At 43.5% G+C, this 10,258-nt stretch carries 13 protein-coding genes and 1 pseudogene; 12 read left to right on the forward strand and 2 right to left on the reverse strand.

What is annotated here, in order from left to right; translation table 11 throughout:
* The 5 genes and pseudogenes from DWZ38_RS21290 to DWZ38_RS21315 all read left to right on the forward strand — a co-directional run.
* Nucleotides 1-297 (forward strand): helix-turn-helix domain-containing protein (locus tag DWZ38_RS21290; RefSeq protein WP_347520337.1); only part of this gene is annotated, 297 nt, incomplete at its 5' end.
* Entirely contained in the window at nt 257-634 is a 378-nt protein-coding gene (locus DWZ38_RS21295) for a TnpV protein (protein ID WP_003533403.1), read from the forward strand. The genes DWZ38_RS21290 and DWZ38_RS21295, both read left to right, overlap by 41 nt.
* 219 nt (nt 635-853) lie before the next feature.
* Nucleotides 854-1,219: a GNAT family N-acetyltransferase gene (locus tag DWZ38_RS21305; protein ID WP_002303448.1), complete on the forward strand. Its 366-nt coding sequence runs from the start codon at nt 854-856 to the stop codon at nt 1,217-1,219.
* Complete coding sequence (gene aph(2'')-Ia / locus DWZ38_RS21310; RefSeq protein WP_001028144.1) at nt 1,220-2,659, forward strand: aminoglycoside O-phosphotransferase APH(2'')-Ia; 1,440 nt, start codon at nt 1,220-1,222, stop codon at nt 2,657-2,659.
* Between the two features lie 75 nt (nt 2,660-2,734).
* Nucleotides 2,735-3,202: pseudogene (locus tag DWZ38_RS21315) on the forward strand (Type 1 glutamine amidotransferase-like domain-containing protein); the annotation flags it as partial.
* Nucleotides 3,203-3,303: 101 nt separating this feature from the next.
* Here DWZ38_RS21315 and DWZ38_RS21320 read toward each other — a convergent pair.
* The gene (locus tag DWZ38_RS21320) at nt 3,304-4,110 is read right to left on the reverse strand and encodes a helix-turn-helix transcriptional regulator (protein ID WP_006573790.1); all 807 of its coding nucleotides are present in this window, start codon (nt 4,108-4,110) and stop codon (nt 3,304-3,306) included.
* A gap of 484 nt (nt 4,111-4,594) precedes the next feature.
* Here DWZ38_RS21320 and DWZ38_RS21325 point away from each other — a divergent pair, with 484 nt between their 5' ends.
* The 7 genes from DWZ38_RS21325 to DWZ38_RS21355 all read left to right on the forward strand — a co-directional run bounded on the left by DWZ38_RS21325 (nt 4,595) and on the right by DWZ38_RS21355 (nt 9,944).
* Nucleotides 4,595-4,783, forward strand: a complete 189-nt coding sequence (locus DWZ38_RS21325) for a hypothetical protein (RefSeq protein ID WP_002304353.1) — start codon at nt 4,595-4,597, stop codon at nt 4,781-4,783.
* On the forward strand, nt 4,780-5,121 hold the full coding sequence (locus tag DWZ38_RS21330) for a DeoR family transcriptional regulator (RefSeq protein ID WP_015524256.1): 342 nt from the start codon (nt 4,780-4,782) through the stop codon (nt 5,119-5,121). The genes DWZ38_RS21325 and DWZ38_RS21330 overlap by 4 nt, the downstream gene beginning before the upstream one ends.
* Nucleotides 5,114-5,410, forward strand: a complete 297-nt coding sequence (locus DWZ38_RS21335) for a DUF3847 domain-containing protein (RefSeq protein WP_002594808.1) — start codon at nt 5,114-5,116, stop codon at nt 5,408-5,410. Before DWZ38_RS21330 ends, DWZ38_RS21335 begins: the two co-directional genes overlap by 8 nt.
* 303 nt (nt 5,411-5,713) lie before the next feature.
* Complete coding sequence (locus DWZ38_RS21340) at nt 5,714-6,163, forward strand: hypothetical protein (protein WP_117546830.1); 450 nt, start codon at nt 5,714-5,716, stop codon at nt 6,161-6,163.
* A gap of 185 nt (nt 6,164-6,348) precedes the next feature.
* The gene (gene mobQ, locus DWZ38_RS21345; protein WP_117855321.1) at nt 6,349-7,929 is read left to right on the forward strand and encodes a MobQ family relaxase; all 1,581 of its coding nucleotides are present in this window, start codon (nt 6,349-6,351) and stop codon (nt 7,927-7,929) included.
* 64 nt (nt 7,930-7,993) lie between these two features.
* Nucleotides 7,994-8,638, forward strand: coding sequence for a CHC2 zinc finger domain-containing protein (locus DWZ38_RS21350; RefSeq protein WP_117546828.1), 645 nt, complete (start codon nt 7,994-7,996; stop codon nt 8,636-8,638).
* Complete coding sequence (locus tag DWZ38_RS21355; RefSeq protein ID WP_117546827.1) at nt 8,607-9,944, forward strand: virulence-associated E family protein; 1,338 nt, start codon at nt 8,607-8,609, stop codon at nt 9,942-9,944. Before DWZ38_RS21350 ends, DWZ38_RS21355 begins: the two co-directional genes overlap by 32 nt.
* 28 nt (nt 9,945-9,972) lie before the next feature.
* Here the strand turns inward: DWZ38_RS21355 and DWZ38_RS22565 are convergent, their stop codons facing one another.
* On the reverse strand, nt 9,973-10,212 hold the full coding sequence (locus DWZ38_RS22565) for a hypothetical protein (RefSeq protein WP_021682886.1): 240 nt from the start codon (nt 10,210-10,212) through the stop codon (nt 9,973-9,975).
* Between the last annotated feature and the right edge of the window lie 46 nt (nt 10,213-10,258).

The raw sequence follows: 10,258 nt of genomic DNA on the forward strand, positions 1-10,258 counted from the left end.
TGGATAGAAAGGCAGGAAAACAATATGCACATCAGCTATAAACCACTCTGGCATACACTGTTAGAGCGTGATATGAGAAAAGAAGATTTAAGGCTTGCCGCCGGTATGACAACGAATATGATTGCCAACATGAGCAAAGAGGGAAAGCACATCAGCATGGATACATTAGCCCGTATCTGCGAAACGCTGAATTGTGAGATTACCGATGTGATTGAGTTAGTACCAGACGAGCCTGCTTCCACAGGAGGTAAGGAACATGAGCGAATTGAAACCAAGAATAACGGAAAACGGAATTGATTATATCCTTGTCGGAGATTACTATATCCCAGATTTGAAGCTGCCGGAGGAACACCGCCCTATCGGAAAGTACGGACGGATGCACCGGGAATATTTAAGAGAAGCCCATCCAGCCAGATTGAACACATTGACACTGACCGGGGAGTTATGGACATATCTTGCAGACCTGAACGAACAGGCACAGGAACGGTTAGACACCATCATGGAGCAGATGAAGGCTGCCGATGGTGTGACCGAGGAATTGAAGCGTACCCATCAAATGGAATGGGTGCAGCGTTGCAATAACATTCACAACCGGGCAGAAGAAATTATTTTGCAAGAGATGATTTATTCATAACGGTATGGTAGAATGATTATGACAAATCGAAATTTATAAAGGAGAATATTGATGAAATTATTTTTATGTTCGCACTTTTCAAGTGTAGGAAGTCTGATAAAGGAAGAAATTGAAAATAAGAAAGTCGCATTTATTCCAACAGCTTCACTGCGTGAAGGCTACACCGGTTATGTCGGCTCGGCTCGAAAATTAGATAAAGAAGTTTTAATTGATGATAATATGGTTTTTGATATTGATAATTTAAAAGGATTTCTTAATGATACCAGTTCATTTGGGTTTATAGCTAAAGAAAATAATAAAATTATAGGATTTGCATATTGCTATACACTTTTAAGACCTGATGGAAAAACAATGTTTTATTTACACTCAATAGGAATGTTACCTAACTATCAAGACAAAGGTTATGGTTCAAAATTATTATCTTTTATTAAGGAATATTCTAAAGAGATTGGTTGTTCTGAAATGTTTTTAATAACTGATAAAGGTAATCCTAGAGCTTGCCATGTATATGAAAAATTAGGTGGTAAAAATGATTATAAAGATGAAATAGTATATGTATATGATTATGAAAAAGGTGATAAATAAATGAATATAGTTGAAAATGAAATATGTATAAGAACTTTAATAGATGATGATTTTCCTTTGATGTTAAAATGGTTAACTGATGAAAGAGTATTAGAATTTTATGGTGGTAGAGATAAAAAATATACATTAGAATCATTAAAAAAACATTATACAGAGCCTTGGGAAGATGAAGTTTTTAGAGTAATTATTGAATATAACAATGTTCCTATTGGATATGGACAAATATATAAAATGTATGATGAGTTATATACTGATTATCATTATCCAAAAACTGATGAGATAGTCTATGGTATGGATCAATTTATAGGAGAGCCAAATTATTGGAGTAAAGGAATTGGTACAAGATATATTAAATTGATTTTTGAATTTTTGAAAAAAGAAAGAAATGCTAATGCAGTTATTTTAGACCCTCATAAAAATAATCCAAGAGCAATAAGGGCATACCAAAAATCTGGTTTTAGAATTATTGAAGATTTGCCAGAACATGAATTACACGAGGGCAAAAAAGAAGATTGTTATTTAATGGAATATAGATATGATGATAATGCCACAAATGTTAAGGCAATGAAATATTTAATTGAGCATTACTTTGATAATTTCAAAGTAGATAGTATTGAAATAATCGGTAGTGGTTATGATAGTGTGGCATATTTAGTTAATAATGAATACATTTTTAAAACAAAATTTAGTACTAATAAGAAAAAAGGTTATGCAAAAGAAAAAGCAATATATAATTTTTTAAATACAAATTTAGAAACTAATGTAAAAATTCCTAATATTGAATATTCGTATATTAGTGATGAATTATCTATACTAGGTTATAAAGAAATTAAAGGAACTTTTTTAACACCAGAAATTTATTCTACTATGTCAGAAGAAGAACAAAATTTGTTAAAACGAGATATTGCCAGTTTTTTAAGACAAATGCACGGTTTAGATTATACAGATATTAGTGAATGTACTATTGATAATAAACAAAATGTATTAGAAGAGTATATATTGTTGCGTGAAACTATTTATAATGATTTAACTGATATAGAAAAAGATTATATAGAAAGTTTTATGGAAAGACTAAATGCAACAACAGTTTTTGAGGGTAAAAAGTGTTTATGCCATAATGATTTTAGTTGTAATCATCTATTGTTAGATGGCAATAATAGATTAACTGGAATAATTGATTTTGGAGATTCTGGAATTATAGATGAATATTGTGATTTTATATACTTACTTGAAGATAGTGAAGAAGAAATAGGAACAAATTTTGGAGAAGATATATTAAGAATGTATGGAAATATAGATATTGAGAAAGCAAAAGAATATCAAGATATAGTTGAAGAATATTATCCTATTGAAACTATTGTTTATGGAATTAAAAATATTAAACAGGAATTTATCGAAAATGGTAGAAAAGAAATTTATAAAAGGACTTATAAAGATTGATTATATAATATATGAAAAGCTATTATAAAAGACATTAGTATTAAATAGTTTAAAAAAATGAAAAATAATAAAGGAAAATTATTCAAAAAGTTGGGAGCGATCGTAACTGAAATTGATATTTCAACGGAGGCTTATTCAACGATACAGTCTGTTTTTGAAGAAGCAGATGTGATATATTTTACCGGCGGAAATTCTTTCTTTCTTATGGACCAGCTCCGTAAAACGGGAACTGATGGACTGCTGAAAAAGGAATTGGCAAATGGAAAATTGATGATCGGCGAGTCGGCAGGCGCAATTATATGCGCTCCAAGCATCCAATATATCGAGCAAATGGATGAAAAGCCGGAGGACTACTCACAAGAAGATGATGCAGGGCTTGATTTGATTGATTTCTATGTTCTTCCGCATTATCTTACAGCACCATTTAAGAAAGTTACCGAGAAAATAATGACTGAGTTTTCGGATTTGAATCTATGCCCAATTAACAACCGTCAGGGAATTGTAATTGATGGTGAAGATTCAAAGGTTATTTGCAAAGACTAATTTGAAAATTCCAGTTTGTCGTGCTAAAAATTCAACTGAATAATCCCAGCAAAAACCGCTGCTACATGGAAGCCAACAAACCATGCAACAGCGGTTTTTCTTTATCGTTTTTTCCTCTGGCTGATAGGCGTTCCCATTTTCTTTGATTTTTTGAGAATCCGAATCAGCCAGCGAAATTCTTCATCTGACAGATTTTTATAGTTGATACCAAGCTGCTTACAGTAAAGGACAACCAGCTTTTCATCACGGCTGCCCTTGAAATTTTCAACCGCTTCCAGATTTTCTTTCAGTTCATCGGCAACGGTGGTCTGAGGTGCACTCTCGCTGTCCTTTTTATGGGCTTCCCGAATATCCCGGATAATCAGGTTGAGGTCATCCCGTACCATGTGACTGAAATATTCATCATCACTGATATGGGCGGCTTGCAACACTTTCAAATGGGGGTCATCTTCGCCGGGGCGATACCGTTCAATGATTTCATGCCGGACGGTATCGACAAGGGCGTTGAGGTTTTGAATCTGCATGGTGGCAATCCCATCCACATAAATCTCAATGTCCGCAAGAAACTTGATAAAGTCCTTATGGGTGGCAAGTTCGCACAGCAGACGGTTGTTAATCCGACCGCTTTTCAGAAGTGCTACCATCTCATCACTCAAATGCAGCTCCCTTAATGGCGTGTTGATCTCCGCCCGGTTCTCTGTCCGGCAAAAGAGATAATCGAGGGACACCCCATAAAAATCTGCCAGCAGGATAAGGTTGCCATGATTGATTTCCTTATAGTCGTCTTTTTCATAACTGCCAAGAGCCGATTTTGAAATACCCGTTTGCTCAGCCAGTTCTTCCAGTTTTAATCCTTTGTTTAATCGTAAATCTTTTAGCCGTTCCTGTATTGTAGTAGCTCCGTTCATTGAAGCAGTTCCCCCTTTCTAACGACATTTATAACCGTTGAATTGATTATACCATATCAATTCCGCAATCGTGGAAATTTCTGATTTTTACCCCGAATTCCTACTTTGTGGACATACGGCACAGGGCACAAAAATGTTCTATGATACAGGTAGTTCATCGATGGATTATTCCAATCGAATGACCAGCCTGTGTGGGATATGCTTCCCCGGCGATGTAGTGCCATGACTTTTGGCAGGGATATGGAGGAACCCTGACCAAAACGAGCATACCAAAGGGAGCGATACGCCGCTGTGAGATTCAGGGGAGGAACGACACCGGGGAGAACTGGCGAACTGACACCGAAATGATACCGAAACACGACAATCTGATAGGGGGATAGTCTACCCTATCTCTGATACTTCGGGAGATTTTAGGCGGCTCTATGGCTGTAATTTTGCCGAAAATCGCCCCGAAACCATACACGAAAACGGGAGGAAGCGCAATATGCCGAGAATGAGCAAAAAGAGGAAGCATGAGCTTTCTTTTTACCTCAATGACCGGGGGCGTGTCACTTACAACGAATTATGCCGGAAATGCCAGCATGGGTGCAAGCAGAGCTTCCGGGCGGTTGTGATTGACTGCCCCCGTTATTTATCCAAACGAGCAAAGAAAAAGGAGGAACACACCGAATGATTTTTGAATTTATGACGATAGACACACCATTGCCGCCCTGTATGGCTTTTCCAAGAGCGTTGACAGGGTTTCCAGTCAGCAGCACCGCAAAGATCATGTACTGCCGGATGTTGGACGCTATGCTCTCCAATGGGCAGGAGGACGAGAACGGAATCCTGTTTGTCTGCTTCCCTGTCACAGCCATTGCCGCAGTCCTGTCCCGCAGCTCTATGACGGTCAAGCGTTCTTTGAATGAACTGGAAAACGCCGGACTTATCATGCGGGTGCGTCAGGGCGTTGGAGAACCAAACAGGATTTATGTGCTGATACCGGGAAAGGAGGACGCTGCCCTTGCCTGATACCTCAAAGCTGGAAAAACTCAATCGGGAGTTGGAGAAAAGCGAAAAGAAACTGCGGAAAGCCATCAATGATGAAAAGGCATTGCAGCACCAGTTAAAGCAGCTTACCCGAAAGGAACGGACGCACCGGCTCTGTACTCGTGGCGGTATGCTGGAAAGTTTTCTGCAAGAGCCGGAACGCCTGACAGATGATGATGTCATGCTGTTGTTGAAACTCATTTTTCACAGGCAGGACACGCAGGAACTATTGAAAAAACTGCTGGAACGGGAGAAGCCGGAAACCCCTTAGTTTACTAAGGGCGCAATTATACACCACCCAGAGGTTGGTGCATTGCGTTCTCCGAAGGCTCCTCGCCGGAGGGCTGTGATTTTCCGCAGTCATGGTCTGCTCCAAATCATACAGGGGACGCTACACTTCCCCTGCGCTGGCTGCCGCCAGCTACCCTTTTGTGGACTTGCCTGTTGGGGACACCTTGCGGTGCAAGCTGTTCCCAGCCGACAAGTTTCATAAAATACGCTATCTTTTCGATAGGCGATGAAGTATAATGGAGATGACAACAAATCGGGATTTTGGGAGCAGGAGAAATCGAGATTGGAGGATAAATTGGTGAACAAGATTTTCAAATGTCTTATTCGATTTTTGATAGAAGTGATAGTTATGACAGTTTTGATTGTTGGAATCAACATATTTATGAATGGTATGTATCTTTGGGAATTGCCCCGCATAAATGATATTCAGTCTGTAAATATCACGTATCCGAGTGTCACGGATGATGTTAAAGAAATTTCGAGCCGTGAGGATATTGAGTTAGCCTTAAAGCTAACGGGATTTCTGAAATATGATTTATTTGGGGAAGTGAATAGCGAAGAAGAACCTGCTATTACAATTACTTATTTTCTTAAAGATGGAACAAGCAAAACCATCTCCGCTAATAACACTACTGTCTGGTGGAACAATAAAATTCATGTAATCAAGGACAAGGAAATGTTTATCAACCTAACAGAGGGAATTTTCTTTCTGGAAGATTTACAAACAAAGTAAATCAATTCAAGTTTGTCAGCTTCACATCGGGTCAACTTGCCCCGAACTTTTACAATTAAATACCCGCCGCCCACATAGCGGCACACCGAGCAGGAAATCTGAAAAAGGTCTCCTGCTTTTTTTCTGCCAAAATGAGGTGGTAAAACGCCACCCCATCCACCAATTACCGAAAGGAGGGACACGAAATGCCCTGCCCACACAACGAAATCACGATTGTTCAGCGCAGCCAGCGACAGTCTGCGGTTGCCGCCGCTGCTTACCAAAGCGGCGAAAAGCTGTTCTGTGAATACGACCAGCAAGTGAAGCACTACCCGGAAAAGCGTGGTATTGTCCACAATGAAATCCTGCTCCCACCTAATGCCCCACAGGAATATGCAGACCGCAATACTTTGTGGAACGCCGCCGAAGCGGTGGAAAAACAATGGAACTCCCAGCTTGCAAGGCGGTGGGTGCTTACCATCCCCAGAGAGATACCGCCCGACCAGTATGCTGTCCTTGTCCGGGAGTTTTGTGAGCAGCAGTTTGTTTCCAAAGGCATGATTGCTGATTTTGCAATCCATGCCCCCCATCCGCCGGGACACAATCCCCACGCCCATGTCATGCTCACTATGAGGGCAATGGACGAACATGGAAAATGGCTTCCCAAGAGCCGCAAGGTTTATGACCTTGACGAAAACGGGGAACGGATAAAACTTCCGTCCGGCAGATGGAAAAGCCACAAGGAGGATACGGTGGATTGGAACGACCAGAAGTATTGCGAAATCTGGCGGCATGAATGGGAGGTCATCCAGAACCGCTATCTGGAAGCCAATGACCGCCCAGAGCGTGTGGACTTGCGTTCCTATGCCAGACAGGGGCTTGATATTATCCCTACTGTCCATGAGGGAGCTGCTGTCCGGCAGATGGAAAAGCGGGGTATCCAGACGAACATCGGCAACCTGAACCGGGAAATCAGAGCCGCCAACCGCCTGATGAAGTCCATCCGGCAGCTTATCCAAAACCTCAAAGGCTGGATTACCGAGCTGGGAGAAAAACGGAAAGAACTGCTTGCACAAAAGGCGGCGGAGGAAGCGACACTTCTTCCCAATCTACTGATGAAATATATGGAGATACGAAAGGAAGAACGGAAGGACTGGACGAGGTCTGGACAAAATCGGGGGACTTCACAGGACTTAAAGGCAGTCAGCGAAGCCCTGTCCTATCTCCAGCAAAAGGGGCTTTCCACTGTGGAGGACTTAGAAGCATTTCTGGAATCTTCCGGGAAATCAGCCGCAGATTACCGCAATCAGATGAAGCCAAAGGAAGCCCGAAGCAAAGTGATTGACGGGATTCTTGCCAGCCGGACAGACTGCAAGGAATGTAAGCCTGTCTATGAGAAGTACCAGAAGATATTTTTCAAGAAAACAAAGGAGAAATTCAAACAGGAACACCCTGATGTTGCCCGGTATGAGAAAGCCGCTGCCTACCTTGCCAAGCACCCAGACGATAAGGACAGTACCCAAAAGGAGCTGCAAGAGGAGCAGGAAAAACTTCTCAGCGAAATCGCAGAGCTGAAAGTACCGCTGACCGAGGTACAGGAGGATTTGAAGAAGCTGCGGGACATCCGCTACTGGGTACGGAAAGCCACACCCGGCACAGAGGAAAGTAAAGAGCCGCCTAAGAAGCAGCCCATCAAGGAAGTCTTGCAGGATAAGGCGGACGAGAAAAAGGCTCAAAGAACCGCCCCGGCACAGGCGAAACACAGACAACAGGATATGGAACTTTAACAGGCACTTGCATTTTCAATCAGAGAATGTCAGGTGCTTTTCTTATTTTCAAGGAGGGATAGATTTGAATGTATTTGAAGCTGTGAAGCAGTCCGTCACAACAAGACAGGCTGCGGAGCATTATGGAATCCATGTAGGTCGGAACGGGATGGCTTGCTGCCCGTTCCATAACGATAAAACCCCAAGTATGAAGCTGGATCGGCGTTACCACTGCTTCGGCTGCGGTGCGGATGGGGATGTGATTGATTTTACCGCCGCCCTGTATGGGCTGGGAAAGAAAGAAGCTGCCGTACAACTGGCACAGGACTTCGGGCTTTCCTATGAGGACTGGAAACCGCCGGGAAAGGCAAAAAAGCCCAAGCCCCGGCAGAAATCCCCGGAGGAACAGTTTCAGGAAGCAAAGAACCGCTGCTTCCGTATTCTTGCCGATTATCTTCACTTGCTTATGGCATGGAGAAAGGACTACGCCCCGCACTCCCCGGAGGAAGCCTTTCATCCCCGGTTCGTGGAAGCCTTACAGAAGCAAGCCCAAGTGGAATATCTGCTGGATATATTGCTGTTCGGGGAGACAGAGGAAAAAGCGGCTTTGATTGCGGACTACGGAAAGGATGTGATACAGCTTGAACAGCGAATGGCAGAGCTTGCAGCCGCAGACGCAGCAAGAACTAAAAAACACCATGAACGCCATGCAGCCGCCCCAGAGCATTGAGGAAATCAAGGCGGGGCTGGAAACTACCGAGAAAGGCGGTGTCCGTCAGAGCATACGGAACTGCCTGACCGTATTCCAGCGTGACCCGCTACTTTCCGGGGCTATTGCATACAACATTCTGACCGACCGCAAGGACATCATAAAGCCCATCGGTTTTCACAGGGAAGGCACCGCCCTGAACGATACAGATATGAAGTATCTGCTTCTTTATCTGGAAGAAACCTATGGGCTTACCAATGAGAAAAAGATTGATAACGCCATCGGGATTGTGGCGAATGAAAACAAGTACCATCCCATCCGGGACTATCTCAATACCCTTGTGTGGGACGGGACAGAACGAATCCGTTTCTGCCTGCGGCACTTTCTGGGGGCTGACGCAGACGATTACACCTATGAAGCGTTGAAGCTGTTCCTGCTGGGTGCAATCTCACGAGCCTTTCAGCCGGGATGCAAATTTGAAATCATGCTCTGTCTGGTAGGCGGTCAGGGGGCTGGCAAGTCCACCTTCTTCCGCCTGCTGGCAGTCCGGGACGAGTGGTTCTCCGATGATTTGCGGAAGTTGGACGATGACAATGTGTACCGCAAGCTGCAAGGTCACTGGATTATCGAAATGTCGGAAATGATGGCAACCGCCAACGCCAAGAGCATTGAGGAAATCAAGTCGTTTTTAAGCCGGCAGAAGGAGGTCTACAAGATACCTTATGAAACCCACCCGGCAGACCGCCCCCGTCAGTGCGTGTTTGGCGGCACTTCCAATGCCCTTGACTTCCTGCCCCTTGACCGTTCCGGCAACCGCCGCTTTATCCCCGTCATGGTTTACCCGGAGCAAGCCGAGGTTCACATTTTGGAGGACGAGGCCGCTTCCAGAGCCTATATCGAGCAGATGTGGGCAGAAGCGATGGAGATTTACCGAAGCGGCAGGTTCAAGCTGGCTTTCAGCCCCACCATGCAGCGGTATCTCAAAGAACACCAGCGGGATTTTATGCCGGAGGACACCAAAGCAGGGATGATACAGGCGTATCTTGATAAGTACACCGGGAGCATGGTCTGTTCCAAGCAGCTCTACAAGGAAGCCTTGAACCATGCTTTTGACGAGCCGAAGCAATGGGAAATCCGGGAAATCAACGAGATAATGAACCAGTGCATTGACCGCTGGAGGTACTTTCAGAACCCAAGAATGTTTTCCGAATACGGCAGACAAAAGGGCTGGGAGCGTGAAAACCCGGCAACGGACTCCGGCAACCCGTCTGAAAAAACGATGGACGGTTTTGTGGAGGTCACAGAACAGATGGAGCTTCCATTCTGAAAAGGACAGCCCGTTGCACCCCCTGTTGCTATCCCGTTGCCGAGCCGGTTGCCGGTGAAAACCCCTTATTTCCGGGCTTTTCACCCTTATAACAACCAAAACAACAGAAAAATAAAAGAAAAGTATAAATAGTAACCATCGCCAGATTGAGATTGTTTGCAAGGTCTTTTGAAGCCCGTTGCCGGACTTCGTTGCCGACACCCTCTGTCTGGCTATTTTCATGTATGGAGGATAACTGCCTATGGCAAAAAACAAAACAGAGATTCATGTGACCACTGTATTTGACGGGGAACTGGACGCCACTGATGTGTTCG

The organism is Ruminococcus sp. AF31-8BH (genome assembly GCF_003460605.1).
Classification (GTDB): domain Bacteria; phylum Bacillota; class Clostridia; order Lachnospirales; family Lachnospiraceae; genus Blautia_A; species Blautia_A acetigignens.

What these genes read in the sequence shown, in the direction of transcription:
- DWZ38_RS21325 (WP_002304353.1), top strand. Translation starts at nt 4,595, where the DNA reads ATGCCGAGAATGAGCAAAAAGAGGAAGCATGAGCTTTCTTTTTACCTC.
- DWZ38_RS21305 (WP_002303448.1), top strand. Translation starts at nt 854, where the DNA reads ATGGTTTTTGATATTGATAATTTAAAAGGATTTCTTAATGATACCAGT.
- DWZ38_RS22565 (WP_021682886.1), bottom strand. Translation starts at nt 10,212, where the DNA reads ATGAATCTCTGTTTTGTTTTTTGCCATAGGCAGTTATCCTCCATACAT.
- DWZ38_RS21330 (WP_015524256.1), top strand. Translation starts at nt 4,780, where the DNA reads ATGATTTTTGAATTTATGACGATAGACACACCATTGCCGCCCTGTATG.
- DWZ38_RS21320 (WP_006573790.1), bottom strand. Translation starts at nt 4,110, where the DNA reads ATGAACGGAGCTACTACAATACAGGAACGGCTAAAAGATTTACGATTA.
- mobQ (WP_117855321.1), top strand. Translation starts at nt 6,349, where the DNA reads ATGCCCTGCCCACACAACGAAATCACGATTGTTCAGCGCAGCCAGCGA.
- DWZ38_RS21355 (WP_117546827.1), top strand. Translation starts at nt 8,607, where the DNA reads ATGAACGCCATGCAGCCGCCCCAGAGCATTGAGGAAATCAAGGCGGGG.
- DWZ38_RS21295 (WP_003533403.1), top strand. Translation starts at nt 257, where the DNA reads ATGAGCGAATTGAAACCAAGAATAACGGAAAACGGAATTGATTATATC.